This window comes from Mycobacterium sp. 852002-53434_SCH5985345, from assembly GCF_001667155.1.
Lineage (GTDB): Bacteria > Actinomycetota > Actinomycetes > Mycobacteriales > Mycobacteriaceae > Mycobacterium.
Genome location: NZ_LZIE01000019.1, coordinates 55,596 through 78,395, shown reverse-complemented (window position 1 = coordinate 78,395; position 22,800 = coordinate 55,596). Strand labels below are relative to the sequence as shown.

At 68.6% G+C, this 22,800-nt stretch carries 22 protein-coding genes; 11 read left to right on the top strand and 11 right to left on the bottom strand.

What is annotated here, in order from left to right:
* Window positions 1-299: 299 nt before the first annotated feature.
* The 4 genes from A5756_RS03075 to A5756_RS03060 all read left to right on the top strand — a co-directional run bounded on the left by A5756_RS03075 (window position 300) and on the right by A5756_RS03060 (window position 6,427).
* The gene (locus A5756_RS03075) at window positions 300-1,481 is read left to right on the top strand and encodes a zinc-dependent alcohol dehydrogenase (RefSeq protein WP_066946774.1); all 1,182 of its coding nucleotides are present in this window, start codon (window positions 300-302) and stop codon (window positions 1,479-1,481) included.
* Window positions 1,482-1,550: 69 nt separating this feature from the next.
* On the top strand, window positions 1,551-3,701 hold the full coding sequence (gene glgX / locus A5756_RS03070; protein ID WP_066946768.1) for a glycogen debranching protein GlgX: 2,151 nt from the start codon (window positions 1,551-1,553) through the stop codon (window positions 3,699-3,701).
* 112 nt (window positions 3,702-3,813) lie between these two features.
* Window positions 3,814-5,568: a sensor domain-containing diguanylate cyclase gene (locus tag A5756_RS03065; protein ID WP_066946764.1), complete on the top strand. Its 1,755-nt coding sequence runs from the start codon at window positions 3,814-3,816 to the stop codon at window positions 5,566-5,568.
* Between the two features lie 91 nt (window positions 5,569-5,659).
* Entirely contained in the window at window positions 5,660-6,427 is a 768-nt protein-coding gene (locus A5756_RS03060; RefSeq protein WP_082959172.1) for an SDR family oxidoreductase, read from the top strand.
* A 41-nt stretch (window positions 6,428-6,468) separates the two neighbouring features.
* Here A5756_RS03060 and A5756_RS03055 read toward each other — a convergent pair whose 3' ends face one another.
* From A5756_RS03055 to A5756_RS03045, 3 genes are read right to left on the bottom strand one after another with little or no spacing between them, the layout of a single operon-like run.
* Window positions 6,469-7,437, bottom strand: coding sequence for an aldo/keto reductase (locus A5756_RS03055; protein WP_066946752.1), 969 nt, complete (start codon window positions 7,435-7,437; stop codon window positions 6,469-6,471).
* A 9-nt stretch (window positions 7,438-7,446) separates the two neighbouring features.
* A complete protein-coding gene (locus tag A5756_RS03050) occupies window positions 7,447-8,445 on the bottom strand; it encodes a sensor domain-containing protein (protein WP_066946749.1) in 999 nt (332 codons plus the stop codon).
* A gap of 59 nt (window positions 8,446-8,504) precedes the next feature.
* Window positions 8,505-9,542: a hypothetical protein gene (locus tag A5756_RS03045; RefSeq protein WP_066946746.1), complete on the bottom strand. Its 1,038-nt coding sequence runs from the start codon at window positions 9,540-9,542 to the stop codon at window positions 8,505-8,507.
* Between the two features lie 139 nt (window positions 9,543-9,681).
* Between A5756_RS03045 and A5756_RS03040 the strand changes: the two genes are divergently transcribed.
* Together A5756_RS03040 and A5756_RS03035 are read left to right on the top strand one after the other, a co-directional pair.
* Window positions 9,682-10,242 carry a hemerythrin domain-containing protein gene (locus tag A5756_RS03040; protein ID WP_066946742.1) on the top strand — a complete coding sequence of 187 codons (561 nt, stop codon included), beginning with the start codon at window positions 9,682-9,684 and terminating at the stop codon, window positions 10,240-10,242.
* Between the two features lie 67 nt (window positions 10,243-10,309).
* Window positions 10,310-10,966 (top strand): UdgX family uracil-DNA binding protein, encoded by a 657-nt coding sequence (locus A5756_RS03035; RefSeq protein WP_066946739.1) that lies wholly within the window; start codon window positions 10,310-10,312, stop codon window positions 10,964-10,966.
* Window positions 10,967-10,978: 12 nt separating this feature from the next.
* Here the strand turns inward: A5756_RS03035 and A5756_RS03030 are convergent, their stop codons facing one another.
* From A5756_RS03030 to A5756_RS03015, 4 genes are all read right to left on the bottom strand, one after another.
* Complete coding sequence (locus A5756_RS03030) at window positions 10,979-12,772, bottom strand: thiamine pyrophosphate-requiring protein (RefSeq protein ID WP_066946735.1); 1,794 nt, start codon at window positions 12,770-12,772, stop codon at window positions 10,979-10,981.
* Window positions 12,773-13,072: 300 nt separating this feature from the next.
* The gene (locus tag A5756_RS03025) at window positions 13,073-14,128 is read right to left on the bottom strand and encodes a DNA topoisomerase IB (RefSeq protein ID WP_066946817.1); all 1,056 of its coding nucleotides are present in this window, start codon (window positions 14,126-14,128) and stop codon (window positions 13,073-13,075) included.
* 121 nt (window positions 14,129-14,249) lie between these two features.
* The gene (locus A5756_RS03020) at window positions 14,250-14,648 is read right to left on the bottom strand and encodes a heme-binding protein (protein ID WP_066946731.1); all 399 of its coding nucleotides are present in this window, start codon (window positions 14,646-14,648) and stop codon (window positions 14,250-14,252) included.
* A 272-nt stretch (window positions 14,649-14,920) separates the two neighbouring features.
* Window positions 14,921-15,760, bottom strand: coding sequence for an SDR family oxidoreductase (locus tag A5756_RS03015; RefSeq protein WP_066946728.1), 840 nt, complete (start codon window positions 15,758-15,760; stop codon window positions 14,921-14,923).
* 171 nt (window positions 15,761-15,931) lie between these two features.
* Here A5756_RS03015 and A5756_RS03010 point away from each other — a divergent pair, with 171 nt between their 5' ends.
* A complete protein-coding gene (locus tag A5756_RS03010; protein ID WP_066946725.1) occupies window positions 15,932-16,168 on the top strand; it encodes a general stress protein CsbD in 237 nt (78 codons plus the stop codon).
* Between the two features lie 133 nt (window positions 16,169-16,301).
* Window positions 16,302-16,598, top strand: coding sequence for a DUF3349 domain-containing protein (locus tag A5756_RS03005; RefSeq protein WP_066946720.1), 297 nt, complete (start codon window positions 16,302-16,304; stop codon window positions 16,596-16,598).
* 12 nt (window positions 16,599-16,610) lie between these two features.
* Here A5756_RS03005 and A5756_RS03000 read toward each other — a convergent pair whose 3' ends face one another.
* From A5756_RS03000 to A5756_RS02990, 3 genes are read right to left on the bottom strand one after another with little or no spacing between them, the layout of a single operon-like run.
* Window positions 16,611-17,375, bottom strand: coding sequence for an endonuclease/exonuclease/phosphatase family protein (locus A5756_RS03000; RefSeq protein ID WP_066946715.1), 765 nt, complete (start codon window positions 17,373-17,375; stop codon window positions 16,611-16,613).
* 52 nt (window positions 17,376-17,427) lie between these two features.
* Window positions 17,428-18,201: a PIG-L deacetylase family protein gene (locus A5756_RS02995; protein ID WP_066946711.1), complete on the bottom strand. Its 774-nt coding sequence runs from the start codon at window positions 18,199-18,201 to the stop codon at window positions 17,428-17,430.
* A gap of 7 nt (window positions 18,202-18,208) precedes the next feature.
* A complete protein-coding gene (locus A5756_RS02990; RefSeq protein WP_066946707.1) occupies window positions 18,209-19,150 on the bottom strand; it encodes an acyl-CoA dehydrogenase in 942 nt (313 codons plus the stop codon).
* A 279-nt stretch (window positions 19,151-19,429) separates the two neighbouring features.
* Between A5756_RS02990 and A5756_RS02985 the strand changes: the two genes are divergently transcribed.
* A complete protein-coding gene (locus A5756_RS02985; RefSeq protein ID WP_066946703.1) occupies window positions 19,430-20,008 on the top strand; it encodes a hypothetical protein in 579 nt (192 codons plus the stop codon).
* Here A5756_RS02985 and A5756_RS02980 read toward each other — a convergent pair.
* Entirely contained in the window at window positions 20,002-20,259 is a 258-nt protein-coding gene (locus tag A5756_RS02980; protein ID WP_007168278.1) for a hypothetical protein, read from the bottom strand. The two genes, A5756_RS02985 and A5756_RS02980, sit on opposite strands and share 7 nt — an antisense overlap.
* 321 nt (window positions 20,260-20,580) lie before the next feature.
* On the opposite strand from A5756_RS02980, the gene A5756_RS02975 reads away from it, so the two are divergent.
* Window positions 20,581-21,333 (top strand): STAS domain-containing protein, encoded by a 753-nt coding sequence (locus A5756_RS02975; RefSeq protein WP_066946813.1) that lies wholly within the window; start codon window positions 20,581-20,583, stop codon window positions 21,331-21,333.
* A 262-nt stretch (window positions 21,334-21,595) separates the two neighbouring features.
* Window positions 21,596-22,762, top strand: a complete 1,167-nt coding sequence (locus A5756_RS02970) for a glycosyltransferase (RefSeq protein WP_066946698.1) — start codon at window positions 21,596-21,598, stop codon at window positions 22,760-22,762.
* Window positions 22,763-22,800 lie beyond the last annotated feature (38 nt).

Here is a 22,800-nt window from a genome sequence, read left to right as displayed (position 1 = left end):
CCCGCGCAGGTGAATCCGGTGAAGCCGCTGCCAACGATCACTATCGAGGTCACCAATCCCCCTCTACGACGGGGGGCCCGGCGGGTCGGGGGCCACCCGTCGTGGTTTCACTGGAACAACCACAGCGAGGGCCCCCAAAAATGTTTAATAGCAACGCAATACGTGCATGCGGGGCCGGTGCGCAGCAAGCCTTCCTCACCAACATCGCGAACTCGTTGATCGACAGCGAGCATCCGCTCAAACGCCGGTGCCGCTAAAGCGGCGTTTCGGGGGCCGCGAGACGGGTATGCGCTTCCCACATGAAGGCTGTCACGTGGCACGGCAAGCGCGACGTGCGGGTGGAGTCGGTGCCCGACCCGAAGATCGAGCAACCCACCGACGCCATCATCGAAGTCACGTCGACCAATATCTGCGGGTCCGACCTGCACCTCTATGAGATCCTCGGGGCCTTCATGAAGCCCGGGGACATCCTTGGACACGAACCCATGGGAATCGTGCGCGAGGTCGGGGGTGAAACGGGTGACCTGCGGGTCGGGGACCGGGTCGTCATCCCCTTCCAAATCTCTTGCGGCACTTGCTACATGTGCGACAAGCAGCTCTACACCCAATGCGAAACCACGCAGGTGCGTGATCAGGGCATGGGGGCCGCGCTGTTCGGCTACTCGGAGCTCTACGGCGAGGTCCCCGGTGGCCAGGCCGAGCTGTTGCGCGTCCCGCAGGCGCAGTTCACCCACATCAAAGTCCCTGTCGGGCCGCCGGATTCGCGGTTCGTCTACCTGTCCGACGTGCTGCCGACGGCCTGGCAGGCGGTGGCCTACGCCGACATCCCGGACGGCGGCACGGTCACCGTGCTCGGCTTGGGCCCGATCGGCGACATGGCCGCGCGCATCGCCGATCACCTCGGCTATCGGGTGATCGCCGTGGACCTGGTGGCCGAACGCCTCGGACGTGCCGCGCAGCGCGGCATCCACACCATCGACTTGGGCCGGCTCGACTCGCCACTCGGGGAGGCGATCCGGGACCTGACCGACGGGCGAGGCTCCGACTCGGTCATCGATGCGGTGGGCATGGAAGCGCACGGTTCACCGGCGGCCAAACTGGCCCAGCAAGCCACCGGCATGTTGCCCGACTTCATTGGCAAGCGGCTGATGCAGACCGCCGGTGTGGACCGGCTCAGTGCCCTGTACTCCGCTATCGACATCGTGCGCCGCGGCGGCACGATATCGCTGATCGGCGTGTACGGCGGGATGGCCGACCCGCTGCCGATGCTCACTTTGTTCGACAAGCAGGTGACCCTGCGGATGGGCCAGGCGAACGTGAAGCGGTGGGTGGACGACATCATGCCGCTGCTCACCGACGACGACCCGCTCGGCGTCGACACCTTCGCGTCGCACGTGCTGCCCCTCGACCAGGCCCCGCACGCCTACGACATTTTCCAGAAGAAGCAGGACGGGGCGGTGAAGGTCGTGTTACGGCCTTGAAAATCGTTTAGCCGCAAGGCCTTCCGGCCCACCGTTTGGGGGAGTCCCCGGTAGGGTATTGATTGCGCCATGACATCCGCAGAAGCCTCCGCCCCCACGCCCACCGGAGAGGTGTGGCCGGGCCGCGCCTACCCCCTTGGCGCCACCTACGACGGGGCAGGCACCAATTTCGCCGTCTTCAGCGAAGTGGCCGAGCGGGTGGAGCTGTGCCTGTTCGACGCCGACGGCACCGAGAGCCGGGTCCCGCTGCCCGAGGTCGACGGCTACATCTGGCACGCCTACATCCCCAACATCGAACCCGGCCAACGCTACGGCTACCGCGTGCACGGCCCGTACGACCCGCAGAACGGCCTGCGGTGCAACCCGAACAAGCTGCTGGTGGACCCGTATTCGAAGGCCATCGACGGGTCGTTCGAGTGGAACCAGGCCCTGTTCAGCTATAACTTCGGCGACCCCGAGAGCCGCAACGACGACGACTCGGCCACGTTCATGCCCAAGTCGGTGGTGATCAGCCCCTACTTCGACTGGGGCAACGACCGGCCGCCAGACCACCAATACGCCGACACGGTCATCTACGAGGCGCACGTCAAGGGCCTGACGCAGACCCACCCCGACATCCCCGAGCAGCTGCGCGGCACCTACGCGGGCGTCGCGCACCCGGTGATCATCGACCACCTCAAGGACCTCGGCGTCACGGCCATCGAGCTGATGCCGGTGCACCACTTCGCCAACGACTCCACCCTGGTGGACAAGGGCCTGTCGAACTACTGGGGGTACAACACGATCGGGTTCTTCGCGCCCGATTTCAAGTACTCCAGTTCGACGTCGCCGGGCGGTCAGGTGCAGGAGTTCAAGGCCATGGTCCGCGCCCTGCACGAGGCCGGCATCGAGGTCATCCTCGACGTCGTCTACAACCACACGGCCGAGGGCAACCACATGGGCCCGACGCTGTCCATGCGCGGCATCGACAACGCCGCGTACTACCGGCTGGTCGACGACGACAAGCGCTACTACATGGACTACACCGGGACGGGCAACAGCCTCAACGTCGGGCACCCGCACGCCCTGCAGCTGATCATGGACTCGTTGCGCTACTGGGTGACCGAGATGCACGTCGACGGCTTCCGCTTCGACCTCGCCTCGACGCTGGCCCGCGAGTTCTACGACGTGGACCGGCTGGCCACGTTCTTCGAACTGGTGCAACAGGATCCGACGGTTAGCCAGGTCAAGCTGATCGCCGAGCCGTGGGACGTCGGCCCGGGCGGTTACCAGGTCGGCAATTTCCCGCCGCAGTGGACCGAATGGAACGGCAAATACCGCGACGCGGTCCGGGACTTCTGGCGCGGCGAGCCGTCGACCCTCGACGAGTTCGCCTACCGGCTGTCCGGGTCGGCCGACCTGTACGAGCACACCGCGCGCCGGCCGGTGGCCTCGATCAACTTCGTCATCGCCCACGACGGGTTCACGCTGCGAGACCTGGTGTCCTACAACGAGAAACACAACGAGGCAAACGGCGAGGACAACAACGACGGCGAAAGCCACAACCGGTCCTGGAACTGCGGCGCGGAGGGGCCCACCGACGACCCGGGCGTCAACGCGCTGCGCGCCCGCCAACAGCGCAACTTCCTCACCACGCTGCTGCTGTCGCAGGGGGTGCCGATGATCTGTCACGGCGACGAGCTGGGCCGCACGCAGAACGGCAACAACAACGGCTACTGCCAGGACAACGAGCTCACCTGGATCGACTGGTCCAAGGCCGATAACGGCCTGCTGGAATTCACCCGCGTGGTGTCGGCCCTACGCGCCAACCATCCGGTCTTCCGGCGGCGCCGGTTCTTCTCCGGCAAGCCGCTGGGCCGCCGCGGCCAGGACGGGTTGCCCGACATCGCCTGGTTCACCCCCGAGGGCGCCGAGATGACCGAGGAGGACTGGGGCGCCGGATTCGCGAAGTCCGTCGCGGTGTTCCTCAACGGGCACGGCATCCCGGACCGCGACGCGCGGGGGCAGCGGGTGTTCGACGACTCGTTCCTGCTCTGCTTCAACGCCCATTACGAGCCGATCGAGTTCACCCTGCCGCCAAAGGAATTCGGCGCCGCCTGGCAACTCGTGGTGTTCACCGGCCCGGAGGAGGAGACGCCCGCGGAGGAGGTGCCCGGGGGAGGGACGCTCACCGTGGACGCGCATACCGCCGTGGTGTTGCAAGCCCCCGACGGAGGCTGACGCGCATCGGTGACCTTCGCCGCGAGAGTGGTGACCTTTTGCCCCCAGACATCGGTTTCCTACTCCCGCACACTGTCGGTTGCGCCGCCGCGGGGGAAGGAAGGGGCAGCCGATGGAGAGGCCCAGCCCCGACGCGTGCCTGAACGACGTGGCCTGGTGCAGACGGATCGCCTTGGCGGTGGTGTTTGTCATCGCGACGCTGTCCTGGCTGGGTTGGGCGACCGGCGTCGACCGGCTGACCCGGATCAATGCGACCTGGCCGCAGATGATGCCGTGGACCGCGTTGTGGCTGGCGGCGCTGGGCACGGCGATCCTGGCCCAGTCGGGCCGCCCGTCGAGGGGACGAGTGTGGGCCGGCCGTGGCCTCGCCATGCTGGTGGGCGCGCTTGCCGGCGTGACCCTCTTGGAGTACGCCACCGGCGGTCCATCGACCGCCCTGGACCTGACGTGGTTCGGGGACGCGGTTCGCACGTCGCAACAGACCTGGCCCGGGCGTCCCAGCGCGCAGACGGCGGCGTCGGTCCTGCCCCTGGCGGCCGCCGTCGCCCTGATCCGCGTCGATCGGGGGACGCGTTTGGCCTGGCTCGCATGCATGGCGGCCGGCGGGGCCACCCCGTTCGTCACGGTCGGGGCCTACATGTTCGGCGCTTTGGCGCTGGTGGGCTTCTCGCCTTCGACCGGCCAGGCGTTCATGACGGCCGTGGCTCTGCTGCTGCTTGCCGCCGCGACGTCGCTGGCGCGCCCCGACCGGTCTCCGGTCGCCTGGCTGCTCGCCCGACCGGACCGGAAGTCACTTCTTCGGTTGGTGGGCATCCTCGCCGGCTTTCCGGTCGTCGTCGCGCTGTCGAGGCCGTTCTTTCTGCGGCTCGGTCTGGGCCAGCAGGCGGAATGGACCTTCTCGGTACTGCTCGGCACCGCCATCGTCGGGGCGATCACGTTCTTCTTCATCCAGCGCGAGCAGAAGCTGTTGATCGAGCAGGAGCTGGTCAGTAAGGAACGCGCCGACGCCGAGATGCGCTATCGTATCCTCGCCGACAACGCGGTCGACATCATCGTGCACCTGCGCGGCGCTGAGGTTGTGTGGATCTCGCCGTCCGTGGAGGCGGCGTTGGGCCGGTCGCCGCAGGGTTGGACCGGCTCGGATTTCGACCGCCACATCCACCCGCGCGACCTCGAGGCGGTCATCAGTGCGCTGGGAAAGGTCACCGCAGGCGAATCGGTCCTGCACCGGTTTCGCGTGCGCTCCGCCGACGGCAATTACCACTGGGTCGAGGGGCACGGGAAGCCGTACGTCGACGCCGAGGGCAACACCGATGGCCTGATCGCCGCGGTGCGCATCATCGACGAGCAGGTGGAGGCGGAGCGGCGGCTGGAACGGATGGCACGGTTCGACACCCTTACCGGGCTGGTGAACCGGGCCGAGGCCATCAGCCGATTCGAGGCCGCGATGCAGAAGCCGCGGCCGCTCGGATCGTATGTCGGGGTGTTGTTCTGCGACGTCGACCGCTTCAAGCAAATCAACGACACCTGGGGCCACGGCGTGGGCGACTGTGTGCTGGCAACCCTTGCCGCAAGGATCCGTGGAAGCGTGCGCGGGGGTGACACGGTGGGCCGGATGGGGGGCGACGAGATACTCGTCCTGCTGCCCGACATCCACAGCGTCGACGAGCTCGCCCAGATCGCCGAGAAGATTCGCCGTCGTGCCGCCGAACCCATTGATGTATCCGGGAAGTGGTTATCTGCGACGCTGAGCATCGGCGCCACGCTCGCCATGCCCGGCGAGTCCGTCGACCTGATCACCGCCCGGGCGGACGCGGCCATGTATCGGGCCAAGCTCGGGGACCGGAACACCGTCGTTCGCAACTAAGTAGCCGAGCCCTCGCCCTCCGACGGGTGATATCCGGTAGGTTTTTGCCGACGGCAGCTCGTTACAAGAGAGGGCAAATATGTCAAGGACAGTGGTGGTGGGCGCCTCGAGCGGACTCGGTCGCTGCATCGGCGTCGGCCTCGCCCAGCGCGGCGACCAGGTCGCGCTGCTGGCCCGGCGCCGCGAGCGCATCGAGGCGGCGGCCAAGGACGCCGGCCCGGGCGCGATCGCCATCGAATGCGACGTCACGGACGAGGCGTCGTGCCGGTCCGCGATCGCCGCCGCCGCCGACGCCCTGGGTGGCATCGACAACATCGTCTACACCCCCGCCGTCGGTCCATTGGTCCGGATGGTGGACACGGACGCCGCGACCTGGCGGCGCATCTTCGACACCAACGTCATCGGCGCGGCGCTGGTGACGGCTGCGGCGGTGCCGCACTTGACGGTCTCCGCGGGCAAAGCGGTCTACCTGTCCTCCGACGCGGGCACGTTCGGGCCGCCGTGGCCGGGCCTGGGTGCGTACGGGGTCAGCAAGGCGGCCCTCGAGCGCATGGTCGACGCATGGCGGGCCGAACACCCCGACATCGGCTTCACCACCTTCATCGTGGGGGAATGCCCGGGTGGCGAGGGCGATGCGGCCACGGGTATGAACATCGGCTGGGACATGGACCTCGCCATGAAGGCCGTGCCGCTGTGGGCGTCCCGCGGATGCATGCCCGGCAAGCTGATGCCGGTCGAGGACCTCGTCGACGTGGTGCACACGATCCTGCGGACGAACGCCGCGACCTCGATGCCAGTGGTGGTGGCCAGGGGTGCGCCCGCCAGCCCCGCCGCGTTCGCGGATTCCGCGCAGTCCTAGCAGCGCGGCGGAGCCGGGCGCGGCGGGTCGGCGCCGTCGCTCTAGCGGCCCAGCTTCTCGCGGACCAGGTCGGTCAGGAAGCGGCCGGCCGAGGTCGGCCGGAAGGCGCGGGCCGCCCCGGTGAGCGCCTCGCGCGCATCCGGGGGCAGCTCGATGTCAGCGGCGGCGACGTTGAACTCAAGCTGCTCGACGCTGGACGCGCCGGGGATGGCGACCACGCCCGGATAACTGATCAGCCAGGCCAGCGCCACCTGAGCCGGCTTGGCGCCGACCGTGGTCGCGACGTCGCGCAGCGTCTGCAGCAGCGGCTCGACGCGGCGCAGGTTCTCGGTGCCGAACAGCGAGTTCAGCGCCCGAATGCCGCCGGGACGGTTGTCCAGGCCGTATTTCCCGCCCAGCAGGCCCTGTTCGAGCGGGCTGTAGGCAATCACGATGCGGTTCTCCCGCTCCGCGAAGGGCACCAGGTCCTCCAGCGCCCCGGCGTGTGCCAGCGAGAAGTGCACCTGATTGCTCACGACCGGCCGGCCGAGCGCCGCGTCGGCCTTCCGCCACCGCTCGAGCGAGTAGTTGGAGACGCCGACCGCGCCGATCTTGCCGCTGTCGAGCAGGTCTCGCATTCCCGGCATGATCACCGTGTCGGGCACCAACGGGTTGGACTGGTGGATCTGATACAGCGGGATGCGATCCAGCCCCAGCCGCCGCGCGCTGGCGCGCTCGCGCTGCTTGATCACGGCGGGGAAGGGCGCGACCGGCATGATCTTGCTGGCCACCGCGACGTCGGCGCGCTCGTCGCCGAGCGCCTCGCCGAGGATCCGCTCGCTCTTGCCCAGCCCGTACACCTCGGCGGTGTCGAACAGCGTCACCCCCAGGGCGCGGGCGCGGCGCACGATGTCACGCGCGGCGCCCGAGGCATAACCCTCGCCGTAGCCCCACTCGCGTGACCCGAACTGCCAGGTGCCCAAACCGATTCGGCTGACCCGGCCCACTCCGTCGACGTCGAGATACTTCATGTGCCCACCCTAGCCAGGGACCTTGCCCAGCACGTAGTTGGCGATGCCCACCCCGGCCAGCCGCGGTTGGCCGCTGTCCGTCGTGCCGCTGCAGGACACCATCAGGTCGACGATGACGTTGGCCTTGGCCGCGATCGCCCGGGCCGAGCGGATCTGCAGGCCCCTGGGCGCGAGGTCCACCGTGGTGATGCCGTTGGGGGCGTCGGCGGGCTCGCCCACCGCAAATGGGAGAGCCTCCCCGTTGGCCGGTGTCAGCGTCACGGTCAAGCCGCCGCATCGGCGCCATCCCGACAGCAACGCCTCGAGCTGCGCTTGGGCCGCCGCCGGGTCGTGGAAGGCCACCACGGCCTCGATGACCTGAGTCGACTTGAGAAAGCTGCGCGAGTCCCGGAACTCCGCCGCGCGGTAGCCCGTGACGCCGGCGCCGCTATAGGCGTCCGGCGTGCCGGGGGCGACGCTGCCCCAACATTCCGGCCGGTCGATCGCCCCTTCTGCGCTGGAGCGACCCATGTTGTCCCACGTCTGGCCCGCCTCGATGTTCTCGTCGGTGGTGAGGCTCTTCAGGGCGTCGGCGCCCGGCAGGAGCGCGGCCAGGGCGTCGGGCGCGACCGGTCCCGGCGGCGCCGGGGCCGCCGCGCTGGTGGGGGTGGTAGCCGGCGCCGCGGTCTGGGTGGACGGGGCGCCGCCCAGCGTGGCCCACGCGATCAGCGCGACCACCGTGACGGCGATGAACGCATACGACAGCGCCAGCCCCGCGCGGGCGCGGTCGCGGCCGAGCTCGCCGGTGCGGCGGATCTGCGCCAGCCCGGCGTGTCCCAGGATCGCTCCGACGGGCGCGAACACGAACGCGAACACCAGCGACAACGTCGCCAGCACGTTGACGGGCGGGCGGTACGGCGGTGGGGGTGGCGGCTTGAAGACCGGCGGCTCGACTGGGGCGGGCGGGACCCGGCCAAGCGGGTCGTACGTATAGGGGTTCTGCCAATACGAATCCTGCGGGTCGGTCACGCCAGCGCCTCCTTACCGGCCGCACCTGCCCGCAATGTAGCCGACGATCCGGCGGAGCGTCATAGCCGCGGCTTGGCGACGCTGACCACATAGGGCGCGTCGGCCAAGGTCAGGTACACCCGATGCGGGCCGATCGCGATGCCCGACAGCGGCGCCGTCTGGGCCGCCTGCGGCAGTCCCGACCGGTAGCCGATGACGCGGATGACCGGGATCGTGCGCGACGGGAAGCCCGTGAAGCTGGCCGTCTCGAGCACTACCACCTCGTGGTCCGTGGCGGCGTAGACCCTGGTGTCGTCGGTGCCCAGTTCGCGGATCGGGGACGGCAGCCGGGTGCTGGCCAGCACCGTCAAGCCCTCGCCGCCGCGGCGCGAATCCACGGCGTACAGCGTGCTGTCGTCGCGGCCGGCCACGTAGCTGCGCGTCACCGCGGCGCCGTCACCCGCCGACACGGCGACGTTCATCCGCAGCGAGCCGCGCTCCTCGGCGGGCGACGAAGACCCCTGGTAATGCCGGATTCCCGACGGCGCGTACACGTGGTAATCGATCTCGCGGCCGCGGTTCGCGCCGTCGATGGTGTCCGCGCGATCACCGGCGATCGGGGCGGTGGGCAGCTTCCGGAAGCCGTACTGGTCGACCGGTGTCACCGACGTGCCGTCCGACGACAGCGCCAGCAGCGTCCGCATCCCGGCATCCTCGGACAGATACGCCGGGGCGGGTCCCGCGTCGAAATCGCCGACCTGGCGCAGACTTTCGAGGTCAACCTCGGCGACCCTGCCGCGCTCCGGCTGCGGCACGAACACGATCCGGTCGTCCTTCTGGCTGATTTGCAGATTGCGCCCGACCGCCATGGGCTCCGACAACCGCGTCCTGGCCTCACCCGGGCGATCGCCGGCGGTGACTTCGGCGAGCCGATGATCGCCGGTGAGCCCGACGAGGGCGTGCGCCCGATACGACCACACCGGATCGCGCAACGGCGCGGCGACCGACCAGAGCGCGACGTCGGGCTCGCCTTCCAGCGCCGCCCCCGGCGCCGCGCAGCCGGCCGTCACGACCAGTGCGCCGAGGATCGCCGCCCGACCGCGGATACCGGTGGCCACAAGCGTTCTCCCTTATTTCGCGACTGGTGAGGAACTACCCACTGGTGCGCGGGTGTACCCGTTTGGTGCCGGATTTCGTCGGGTAGCCGAAAAGAGGCGCGCAACAGCCCGCGCACCAAGCCGAGATGGGAAGGACACCATGGCTCAGAACGCCATCAAGTCGCCCACCGATGTGGTCGACTTTCTCGTCAGTCAACACCAGCAGATCAAGTCGTTGTTCGCAGAAACACTGGCGGCGTCCGGGAAAGAACGCGAAAAGGCGTTCGTCGAACTCCGGCGATTGTTGGCCGTCCACGAAACGGCCGAAGAGGAGATCGTGCACCCCCGGGCCAAGCGGAAGCTCTCCGACGGTGCCGCGGTGGTCGACGAGCGACTGCACGAAGAGCATGAGGCCAAGACGGTCCTGCAGAAGCTGGAGAAGCTCGACGTGGACAGCGCGGAGTTCACCCAGCTGCTGACGCAACTGCGCGACGCGGTCATCGAGCACGCCGAGCACGAGGAGCACGACGAGTTCTCCAAGCTGGGCCAGGAATTGAGCGGCGATGAGCTCGAACGGATGGGCCGCGCGGCCAAGCTCGCGGAGGCGATCGCGCCGACCCGACCGCACGCCGGCGTCGAGTCGCAGACGGCCAACCTGGCCGCCGGACCGTTCGCGGCGATGTTGGACCGAGCCCGCGACGCCATAGTCGGCAAGGGCTAGCACCGGCTCACGGGGTGCCCCACTCGAGGGGGAGTGGGGCACCCCGGCCCCGGCCGAAGGGGACACCATGACCGCGACCAAGGCGCCGGGCGCCGACCGCTATCTACCCGAGGAGCGGGAACTGGATTCGCTGCGAGCGGCGGCCGAATGTTGTCGCGGCTGCCCGCTTTTCGCCGATGCCACCCAAACGGTGTTCGGCAACGGCAACGCGGGAGCGCCCATCATGTTGGTGGGTGAGCAGCCGGGCGACCAGGAGGACCTCGCGGGCGAGCCGTTCGTCGGCCCGGCCGGGCGACTGCTCGACCGGGCCCTCGAAGATGCCGGCATCGATCCGGGGGTGGCTTATGTGACGAACGCGGTCAAACATTTCAAGTTCACCCGCAAGGGCGGCAAACGACGGATCCACCAAAAGCCCGGCCGCACCGAGGTGGTCGCCTGCCGCCCCTGGCTCATCGCCGAGATCGAGGCCGTGCGACCGCAGGTCATCGTGTGCCTCGGCGCGACCGCCGCGCAATCCCTGCTGGGGGCCGACTTTCGCGTGTCCGCCCAGCGGGGCCGGCAAGTGCGGCTGCCCGCGTCCATCGTCGATGTGGAGCCGGAGCCGACCGTGGTGGCGACGGTGCATCCGTCGGCGGTGTTGCGCGACCGCAGCGATCGACACGACGAGGCCTACGGGCTCTTCGTCGACGACCTGCGCAACGCGCGAGCCGGAGTCGTACGCTGACCGGGCGTCGGCTCATCCCTTCTTGTGCGGCATGAACTCCTGCGCCTTGGTTTTCAGGCCGACCTTGACGAAGCCAACGCGGTCCTCGTCGCCGGAAAGCACCGCCGTGGTGGCCGCCTTGAACTGATCCCAGGTGGCGTGCGGCGGGATGGGCGGCATGTCGGGGTCGGTGAAGACGTCCAGCACGGTGGGACGGTCGGCCGACAACGCGTTGCCCCACGCGCCCTCGAGCTGGTCCGGGTCCTTGACGGCCATTGCGTTCAGGCCCAGGCCGGCCGCGAACGCGGCGAAGTCGACATCCGGAAGCGCTTGGGATTCATGGAATTTCGGTGAGCCCGCCATGGCGCGCATCTCCCACGTGACCTGGTTCAGGTCGTTGTTGTGCAGGATCGCGACGATCAGCCGGGGATCCTCCCACTCCTGCCAGTACCGCTTGATGGTGATCAGCTCGGCCATGCCGTTCATCTGCATGGCGCCGTCGCCGACGAACGCGATGACGGGCCGGCGCGGGTGGCCGAATTTGGCACCGATCGCGTACGGCACACCCGGTCCCATGGTGGCAAGGGTGCCGGACAGCGAACCCCGCATGTTGCCGCGGAAGCGCAGATTGCGCGCATACCAGTTGGCCGCCGATCCGGAGTCGGCCGTCACGATGGCGTCGTCGGGCAGCTTGGGGGAGAGCTCGGAGTACAGGCGCATTGGGTTGATGGGGTCGGCGCTGACGTGCGCTTCCTTGTCCATCGTCTCCCACCAGCGCGCCACATTCTTCTCGATCTCTTTCCGCCAGGATCGGTCTTCTTCGCGGCGCAGGTGCGGAATCAGGGCCCGCAGCGCGGTCTTGGCGTCGGCGACCAGGTTGACCTCGTACGGGTAGCGCATCCCGATGAGCCGGCCGTCGACGTCGATCTGCACCGCGCGGGCCTGCCCGAAATCGGGCAGGAACTGCGTGTAGGGGAAGCTGGATCCCACCGTGAGCAGCGTGTCGCAGTCGCGCATCAGCTCGTAGCTCGGCCGCGTCCCCAGCAGGCCGATAGAGCCGGTGACCCAAGGCAATTCGTCCGACAGCACGTCCTTGCCCAGCAGCGCTTTGGCGGCGCCGGCCCCGAGGAGGTCGGCGACCTGGGCCAGCTCTTCGTGCGCCCCGCGCGCACCGGTGCCCGCCAGGATGGCCACCTTCTTGCCCGCATTGAGGATCTCGGCCGCGCGCGCGATGGCCCCGTCATCCGGGGCGATCTCGGGGTATTCGATGCCCAGGCTGGAGGGCACCATCTTGAACGCGTGCTCGGGAGGCGAATACGGCAATTCCTGCACGTCGCTGGGGATGATCAACGCCGTGGGCGCGCGCTGAGTCATCGCGATGCGGATCGCGCGGTCCAGTACATTGGGCAATTGCTCTGGGACGGTGACCATTTGGACGTAGTCGCTGGCGACGTCCTTGAACAGATTCAGCAGGTCGACCTCCTGCTGGTAGTTGCCGCCCATGGCGCTGCGATTGGTCTGCCCGACGATGGCCACCACCGGAACGTGGTCCAGTTTGGCGTCGTAGAGGCCGTTGAGCAGATGGATCGCTCCCGGCCCCGAAGTGGCCACGCACACACCGAGCCGGCCGGTGAATTTCGCGTAGCCGACCGCCTCGAAGGCGCTCATCTCCTCGTGGCGCGACTGGATGAACTTCGGCTTGTTGTCTGCGCGACCCCACGCGGCGAGCAGCCCGTTGATGCCGTCACCGGGATAGCCGAACACGTGCTCGACGCCCCATGCCCGCAATCGCTCCAATAGGTAGTCCGAGACCTCTTGCTTGGCCATTGATGTCCCTCCTAGACAGACGGTTCGAATGAGATTCGCTAGGTACGCCGGGCAGCCGCAGGAGTCACGGTGGCGCGTGTTTGCTGCGATGGCCCGCGGCCGTCTGTTTCGACCGCAACCTGGCGTGAATGAGCCGCCAGGGCACTTCCCACAGCCATTGGTGTTACCCGCAATCACCGTGGTTATTCGGTCCGCGGCCGTCGCGCGGAGATTCTCAGCGGATTGCCAGGCAACCGTGTCCGCGGCGATGAATTTCGGTTTCGGCCCGAAGGATACGGCCCGCCACGAGGTGCCGAGAGCTCACGCGCTCTTGGGCAGGACGGACAACTCGGACGCGCTGTGGCCCTTGGCCACCCGCCGGATCAACATCCGGGTGGCCTTGTCGAGGATCTCCTGGGCGGAGTCGGGATCCCGGGCGCGTTCGGCGCGCCGCGTCGCGGCGGCGATCGTGAGCCCCTGCTCGTAGCCGGTCACGACGCGTGGGTCGACGTAGGAACCGCGGGCCACCGCCGGGGTATTGCCCAGCTCCTCGGCGACCTCCTTCATGACGGCGGATTCCACGCGTTTGGCCACCCGGCGGGAAACGGCCGGGTCGGCGTCGGCGAACGCTGTGGCGGCCAACACCGTCCCGTGCCAGGTCCGCAGGTCCTTCACGGTGTATTCGTTACCGACGAGCTCCTTGAACCGGGCGTTGAGGTCGTCGGATCGCACGTCTATCCAGCCGGATGCGTTGCGGCACACCAGCAGCCGCTCTGTACGGTTGGGCCGGCGCATCAACGCGCGCACCGCCCTGACCACTTCGGGGTCCTCGATCTCCACGGTGCGCCGCACGCCGCTCTTGGCGGGAAAGTCGAATTCGACCGCGTCGCGCCGGACCGCCACGTGATCGCACTGCAGGGTCGCCAGGCCGTACGACTCGTGCTCTTCGGCATATTGCTCCCCGCCGGCGCGGAAGTACCCGCGATCCAGCAGGCGCAATGCCAGCGCCAGCACCCGTTTGCGGGTCAAACCGCTGCGCGTCAGGTCTTTCGCGATGGCGGCGCGCCACTGCGGTAACCGGGTGGACAGTTCCAGGACGCGGTCGAACTTCTCCTCGGCGCGCTCCTGCTGCCATGCGGTGTGGTACAGGTACTGCCGGCGGCCGGCGGCGTCGACGCCGACGGCCTGAATGTGCCCGTTGGGATGCGGCGAGATCCACACGTTTTTCCAGGCCGGCGGAATGACCAACTCTTTGATTCGCTGCAGGGTTTCGGGGTCCGACAGGAGTTCGCCGTCGGGCCCGTAATACGCGAAGCCCTTGCCCCGACGCTTGCGCGCGATGCCCGGCTTGCTCAGAACGCTGCGACGCAGCCGCATCATGTCCCTCCAGTTACGTTCGCTGACTGGACAATTACCCGCCGCGGCTGCCGTTCACACGCGTTGCAAAGAAGCGACCCGCCACAGCGTCGTGGCGGGTCGGTTCTGTATCGCAGCGGAATCAGCCGGCCATGAACTCCTGGTAGGCCGATTCCAGGGTCGGTGGCAGCGCCTTGACGTTGCACTGCCGTTCGGTGTCGCCGATCGGCGACAGGATGCCACGCAGGTCGTAGTACTCCTGCGGATGGGCCGTGAAGTAGCCCCGCAGGTTCGACTCGGCCTCGGGACGCGGCTGGCCGTAGGCGGCGGTGACCACCTGGTTGGCGCCTGGGTGCGCGGCCAGGTATTGCTCAGCCGAGCCCTGCACGGACGAAACCGTGGCGTTGACACCGCCGGGGCTGCAGTCGGGCGCCGCGGCCGCCGACGGGGCGCCGACGAGACCCAGAGTGATTCCCCCGAGCAGGCAGCCGGCACTGATGCCGGCCAGACGCCGGCGCGCGACAATACTGCTGATTTTCATGATTTTGTGTCCTTCAGAATTGCGAATTGACTTCTTCGACCGAGGCTCCCGATCCTCGAAATCCAAAGTAGCGGAAGTGGAAAGTGGCCGTTTTCGCTCGCGACGAACGGAAGGAACATAAACTGACCGATACCGCCACGGAACGCCCCCGTTCACTAAGCGAACGATCAAATCCGCTCGGGAAGGCTGAGAATTCTTACGGAAGACTGGGCGGTTCTTAAGCAACCGCAAGAAAGATCGTGACGCAATCGTGACCCTGAATTCGCCGACGCTCAGACCCGGGAGAAGTCCGGCCTGTGTACCGACGCGTGCGCGTCGCCGCCACCGTCCTTCGCGTGACCGTTGGTGCTCGCCGGTGGTAGCGAGCTCAGCCAGGACTCCACGCCGGGGCCGATGACCACCGCACGTTCGCCGGCCAGCAGCGCTCCCGTGGCGAGCGCGGGCACACGAGGCTGCACCGCCCGGACCGTACGGCTGTCGCCTTGCCGGGCAAGAACTTTCGTGGTCAGTTCGGGCAGCCGGATGGTGTCCGGACCGGTGATGGTGCGCGGCGTGTGCGTCTGGCCGAGGGCGGCCTCGACGAGTACGTCGGCGACGCTGTCGGCGGCGATGGGCTGGACCAACCAGTCCTCGACGATCACCTCGTCCCCATCACAATTCACCGGCCCCGCGGGGCCGGTGGCGGATTCGTACCACGGGGTGGACTTCACGACCGTGGTCGGGACGGGACCGTCGAGCAGGATCCCTTTGGCCGCCCGTTTTGCCTCGAAGTATCCGAGCCCGTCGAACACCGCATCGTCGATGCCGGCCATCGTCGACACCACCAGACGCTGGACGCCCCGGGCTGCGCACACCCCCATGACGTTGCGGGCGGCGGTGGCCAACGTCTGGGCGAAGTTGGGCTGCCCGTCGTCGGCCGCGGGGTTGGACACGTCGATCGCGACGTCGACGCCATCGAGCGCGCGATACAGGCTCTCGCCGTCGAGCAGGTCGACGCCGTGTGCGCGGGAAACCTCGACGACCGCGACGTCGCGGGCCTTGAGCCTGGCGACGACGCGGGATCCGGCCGTGCCCGTCGCTCCGATCACGGCGATGGTGGTCAGACGCCTCACCCCTTTCGTCCGTCGCGCTCATTACTACCCAGCCGATCGCGGTTTAAACCATCCAATTCCGCGGCGCCCCGCTTCCCGTGATCGCGCGCACATGGTCCAGGGCGTTTGACGAGTCGGCCGACGGGAACGCCGTAGGAGCGAGTTGCACAGTAACCAAAGGGAGGTCGACCCATGGGGGATGACAAGAGCGGACCGCAGGAAGCCGTCACCGGTGCCGTCGAGGGCGTGAAGGGCAAGGTCAAAGAGGTCGGCGGGGCCGTCCTCGGCCGTGACGACGTGGTCAAGGAGGGTCAGGCCCAGCAGGACAAGGCCGACGCTCAGCGCGACGCGGGCAAGAAGGAGGCCGAAGCCGAGTCCGCCCGGGCCGGTGCGGAGGCCGCCGAGGAGCGCCAGAAGAAGAACCAGTAAGTCGTTGGTTCAGGGGTCCGGTCCCGGTTCGGGGCCGGACCCCTTTTTGCGCCCGGGACCGGCGGTGTTTCAAACCGCCGCGCCGGGTTATTCCTGGCTAGGGCCGCCGGCCGGTGGGTGAGCGAGGTGCGAGATGGGTTTGAGCGACCGGGTCTGCAGCGTTGTCGCGTTTCTGCGCGCGGGCTACCCGCGCGGCGCGCCCGCGCTCGGTTACGCACCGCTGCTGGCGCTGCTGCCGCGGCGGGTGTCCGACGACGAGGTCACGACCATCGCGAGGAAGCTGCTTGTCGCCGACCGTCGTTCGATCACCAATGTCGATGTCGGAGTGGAAATCACCAGGGTCACCGACGAGCTGCCCTCGATGAGTGAGATCGAGCGTGTCCGGCGCCGGCTGAGCGCCACGGGCCGGGCCGGCCACCACCACGCCTGAGCGCTGCGCCACTCACGCGTGTTCGAGGTCGACCAGCAGCGGCCGATGGTCGGAAATCCCCATCGGCTCGGCCTCGACAACGCTGCCGCGCAGGCGGCGATCGTCGGTCAGGATGTGATCCAGCTGACGGTCGGGGGCGTCCGCGGGAAATGTCGCGGCTGCGGCCAGCGCCCGCATGCCCGACCAGCGGCGCACGGCCTTGGGTGTCATGTTGAGGTCCCCGGTCAGCAGCCGCGGGCCCGGGAAGCCGCGCAGGTCGTTTACCAGCCGGCGCAGCTGACGCCGATTCCAGCCCGGCACGAAGGACAGGTGCGTGTTGGCCACCGTCAGCCCGCCCATCGGGGTGTGTAGCTGCGCGATCACCGCCGCCCTGGGCTCTTCGTCGACCACCATCACCCGGTTGGGGCCGGGCAAATACATCGGAAAGCGCATCGGAATGCGGGGTAGCCGCACCACCTGCCAGCTGGCAACCGGGTAGCGCGACAGCAAGGCGATTCCATAGGCCGCGGTGCCGGGCTGCTCTTGACCCGTGGCAGCCATCCACGTCGCCCCGGGGGTGCCGGAGATGGCCGCCACGAAGCGGTGCTCCACGGCCCCCATCGCCTCGGCCGCCACCGCGGTGAGGTCGGCGCGATCGGAGCGCGGCTGGTCACAGTCGACCTCTTGCAGGCTCAGCACGTCCGGGTCGAGGCGCCGCACACAGTCACGCAGCCGCTGAACTTCCACCCCGTCACCGACAGTGCGGCCGTGCAGGATGTTGAAGGTCGCGACGCGCATAGGGTCCCTCCTACCCACTTTCCGGCCCGCGCAGTCACGCGCCCCCGCGCGCTCACCGGAAGACCACCTCACCCACGGTGAGCAGTCGCTGCAGGACGAAGGGCGGCAGTACGGGCGGAGTTTCACCGCGGCCCGGCCGCAGCTGGCTCCGATAGCATTGCGCCGCTTGCCGTTTGCGGTTGATGGCCCAGCCGGGTGCCGGGACCGAGCGGGCGCGGCCCCACGGCACCGCGGGGTCGGCCGGGCTGGCCCAGTGCCACATCCAGACCGGGTATTCCAGAAGCGCGACGCCGGTGCGCGCGCATGCCGCGGCGGCGGCGCGTCCCACGGCTTCGTAGTCGGGATGCCCGTCCCCACGCCAGGTCGCGGCACACCAGGCGCCGGGCCCGGCCGACCGCAAGATGTCCGCGAGGGCGCGGGCGACCCGATCCTCGTGGTTCGCCAGTTCGCCGTCGGGCAATCCCAGGCGCACCGGGGGAGGTGCGCCCAAAACGCCCGTAGCCCTGCGTATTTCGTATCGGCGGGTCGTCGACAGGCGAATCCGGCCGGACCGCGTCGTCCCGGGCTGGGCGGCACCCCCATCGCTGACCGAGACCACCCGGACGTCGACGCCCGATGCGATGAGTTGGGCGATCATCGCGCCCAGGCCCAGGGTCTCGTCGTGCGGGTGGGGTGCCACGACGATCAGGCGCCGGCACTCGGCCAGGTCCAGTGCCGGCAGGGGGCCGCGCTCAAAAGCGGCCAGCCACAACGGCGCCGGGGTGCCGCCATGGGTCAGCGGCTTGGCCACGAACCGGGCACTATTGCTGATCGGCGCGGTTCTCATGGCGCCCTCAGCGTTGGCGGCCGGCGAGCTGCCCGAGCTCGGCGAGATCGCGCTCCGCGTGGCTTTGCCGGATGTAGATGCTCAAGTCAGCGACCCGCTGGGCGTGCCGTCCGTCCTGGCAGAGCGGACCCGGTCCCAGCGCGCGGCCGGTGCGGGTGATGGCTTCGTCGACGGCGTGTTCCACGACCGTGCGGACCCGGCGGGCCAGCAGTTGCGCGGTGCCCGTCCGGTCGAACGGGTCGGTGTCGACATGTGTGGCCGCCACGGCCAGCATCGCGTCGCTGGCTGCCAGTGCGGCGTCGACGGCGCCGAGGTGTGCCAACGAGTATGCGTCGGCGGATTTGCTTCGGGCGCAACGGTATAGGGGATCGGCGACCCTGCGTGCGCCGCCCAGCCAACAGGCCGCCACACCGATGGCGCCGTGCCAGAAGCCGGGCCTGTTCAGATAGTCGCCGGGATCGCCGACGGCGACGGCGTGGGTGTTGGTGAACTGCACCGGTCTGGTGTCGCTACCCGCCATTCCGGCGTTCCACCAGGTGCTGGGCAGCGGCTTGACGCTTGCGTCGGTCACCTGCACGGCGAACAGGCCCGGTGTTCCGTCTTCGAGGCGGGCGGTCACCAGCGCGTGCGTGCAAAACCCCGCACCCGAGCACCACACCTTCGTGCCCGTCAGGGTGAACGCCCCCTTGACGTCGGTGGCCGTCAGCACCGCGTCTGGCGCTTCGGCAGCCCAAACACCCCACAGCTGACCGGATTCCGGGGGTTTACCGCCCAGTTCGTGAAGAATCGCGACGGCGTCGACGTGGGCTTCGGCGACCCGGGCCGCGACGATGTTCTCCTCGGCCAGCGACGCCAGGCGCTGCCAGCGTTCGCCGGTGCGCCCGGAGGCGGGTTGTGGCAGCTCGAGCCGTCCCGACTCGAGCCAGTGCCTGACAAGACCCGCAGTCACACGCAATCACCCGCCGCCGATCTCCCCAGTTGCCTGGGGCGGTGATCGAACCCGTGTGGCGCCTGTTCCTGGGTTCGCGCCGGTGTGCGGAGGCGGAGTTCGGTGTCGCCCCGCTCAGTGTGAGCGGGGACCACGGCGGCGGCATCATAGGCGCGGGGCCAGGCGGTTGACACAACAGACAGGTTTTCCCAAATGACCGCAAGTTAAACGGGCTTACCAACTCTGGCGCCGTGTCCGCGCAGGTTGCACCGGCCCCCGGCGGGGTATGACCTATGCACCATGGCACCTACCGAGACCCACTTGGACGTCCCCGCGTCCAGCACACAGCTGCGGGATGCGCTGCGTTGTGCAGCATCGGCGCTCAAGGAGAACGGCCCTCGATTCGCGTTGGCCGGCAGCTACGCGTTGTGGGCCTACGGCGCGCCCGAACCCACACACGATGTGGATCTGGTGGTGGCCGAGGCCGACGTCGACGACGCCGTGGCCACCCTCAGCGATGCCGGGTTCGCCGTAGAGCGGCCCCCGGAGGATTGGCTCTTCAAGGCGCGCACCGGCGATACGGTCGTCGACGTGCTGCACCGGGTCAACGGCGTGCGGGTGGAAGCCTCAGTCCTGGACTGCGCTGAGCAGCACGATGTGCTGGCCATCAGGATGCCTGTGCTGCCGCCCACGATGGTGCTGACCCAGCAACTACGTTCCCTGGGTGAGCATCATTGCGACTTCGCCAGGCTATTGCCGGCCGTGCGCGCGGTCCGCGAACGGCTGGACTGGGAACGAATCAGGGCGCGCACCGCCGACAACGATTACGCGGTCGCCTTCCTCGTGTTGGTCGACCGGCTCGGCCTCACGGATCAGTGATTCCGCAGCTTTGCTACCAGCTTGTCCTTCGTCAGGCTTGAATAGCCGGACATACCAAGCTCTTTCGCTCGCTTCTTCAGCTGCGGGACGGTCCAGTCCTGATACGACCCAGACTTGCCGCCCTTGCGCCCGACCGAGGACTTGCCCCGCGCGGCAGCCGCATTGGAGATCCGGGCCGCCTTTTCCTTGGAATCGCCCTGCTTGCGCAGGTCCTTGTACAACTTCTCGTTCTTGATCGACGAGTTCGGCATTGTCCATCCTCCTGTTCACGATGAGACATCCTTGGCGTCCTGGTCAGGATGCCCGCCCGGGCGGCAGTGAAAACCCGGGTCGTCTGCGCGCCGTCCCTCGCTGAGGTGGGTTACCTGGCATTGATACGGGTAGTCGAGGGGCAATGATTACAGCGACGAGCGACAGGGGCGACCTGCGCGGTGTGGTAGCTATCGGCGCCTGTGGGTGGCGCTGCGCAGCCTGCAGGAAAAGGCGCGATTGTCGCGCCGAAGAAACCGAACGGGCGCTGAAAGTGCTCAGCGAGAGGTTGTCGGCGAACGCGCAACACGGCGGTGACGACGGTGATTGAGCCGCGCATCCGCATTGACGCCGAGGCGCGGCAGGAGGTGCCGATCCTGGCAGTAGAGGGCGTGCTGGACAGCTCCACGTATCGAACCGTCCGCGACGCCGTCATCAAGGCCGCCCTGGACCAGCCGCGCGCGGTGATCGTCGATGTCGACCGGCTGTCCGTGCCGACGGCCTCGGCCTGGACGGTTTTCACCAGCGCCCGATGGCACGTCAGCATCTGGCCCGACGTCCCGATTTCGCTCGTCTGCGCACAACCGAAGGCGCGGCGGGCGGTCATCGCGGCCGGCGTGTGCCGCTATGTGCCGGTGCATCCCACCCGGGAGTCGGCGCTGGGTGCCGTGAGCAGTCGCTCGTTGCAGCGTCGGCGCCGGGCGCGCACCGAACTCCCGCGCTCGCCCGGCAGCCTCGGCCTTGCCCGCGCCGTCATCACTGATTGGCTCACCGAATGGGGATGCCGCGGGGCGACTCCGGTCGCGTCCACCGTGGCCACCGTCTTCGTCGAAAACGTCCTCGACCACACCGACAGTGCGCCGGTGCTGATCGTCGAAAGTTTCTCCGACGCCGTGACCGTCGCGGTGGAGGATTGCAGCGACCGCCTGCCCGGCCGGCACGAAGACGCCGAGCGCGGAGCCGAGGTCGTGTCCGGCCTGGCGATCGTCTCCGCCCTGTGCCGGACGTGGGGCAGCGCCCCAACGTCGACGGGCAAGACGGTCTGGGCGCTGGTCGGTCGCGAGAATCGCTTCTGACGACCGCGAGTAACGTCCAAGTCCTTCGGCCACGCTCGATGCGACGGGCCTCGGATGGACGACGAATCGGTCGGCAGATCACTCAGCACCGTCGAAAACAGACCACCGCCGCGGCACAGCCGGCCAGCGCTCCCCTTTTATCCAGGCCGCGCCGTGGTTATCCGCCATGCGAAATGGGAACGCGCTAGGTGAAGCGACGCCGTTTTGCCGATATTTGGGCCGGGTACGCCACCACGCCAAAGGCGGCGAAAGGGGGCTTGACGTGAGAATTGCGATGGTCAGCGGCGACGACATCGTCGGCGACGACCCACAGCAACTGTCCGCCGCCCTTTCGGCCCGCGGCCACGACGTCACCGGCTTCGCCCGGCGCAAAGCCCGCCGAGCGACGGGAAACCGCACCGTAGTGGTGACCGTCGGCCCCCGCGAACCAACTTCCTCCTCGGAGGTGCTGCCCTACATCGGCGACTGGGCGTCCGCGCTCACCCGCCAGTGGTCGGCCGAGGCCCCCGACGTGGTGCACGCGTACGGGTGGCTCGGCGGCCTGGCCGCCCAGCTGGCCGCGCGGCGGCTAAAGGTGCCGACCGTCCAGAGCTTTCTGGGTCTGGCCGCCACGTCTGGGCGCGGCGGCGCCGCCGGACCGGGGCCGAACAGCGAACGGATTCGATTCGAACGGCTACTGGCGCACAGCGCGACGTGGGTGACGGGGGAGAGCGCCGACGACGTCGATGCCCTGAGCCGGATGCGTCGCAGCCGGGCCCGGGTTTCCGCTCTGACGAGCGGGGTCGACGTGGAGCGATACAACTCCCGCGGCCCGGCACTGGCCCGGACCGACCTGCATCGCGTCCTCTGCCTCGCGCCAAACCCCATGCCGTGCAACGGCTTCGACATCGCCGTCGAGGCGCTGCCCAGGATCCCGGCCACCGAGTTGGTGATTGCTGAGACCGAGCCCACCAACCCCGACCACGACGGGGCGCGGGCCAGGCTGCAACAGCAGGCCGCCAAGTTGGGGGTGGCCGAGCGAGTCCGGTTCGCGCACACCGTCGCCGGTGACGAACTCCCGATGCTGCTGCGGTCCGCGGACGTGGTCGCGTGCACGCCGTGCCAGCCACCGCGCGCGACATCGGTGCTGCAAGCGATGGCCAGTGGCGTGGTGGTGGTGGCCTTCGGAGTCGGGGTGCTCAAGGACGCCGTGGTCGACGATGTCACCGGGCTGGTGCTCCCGTCGGAAACTCCCGGCAGCTTGTCAGCTGCCTTGAGGAGCCTTCTGGCACAGAGCTTCCAGTGCGAGAGCATGGGCGCGGCGGGCCGCAGCCGCGCGTTGTCCCGTTACGCCTGGGACAGGATTGCCCTTGACTCGCAGAACATCTACCAACAGGTGGGGGCCCCGTGTTCGGCACCGCAACGCTTGCAGTCATCCGGTGTCCGGTGATGCAATGATGACACCGTAGCCCTTTGGGGACGCCAACT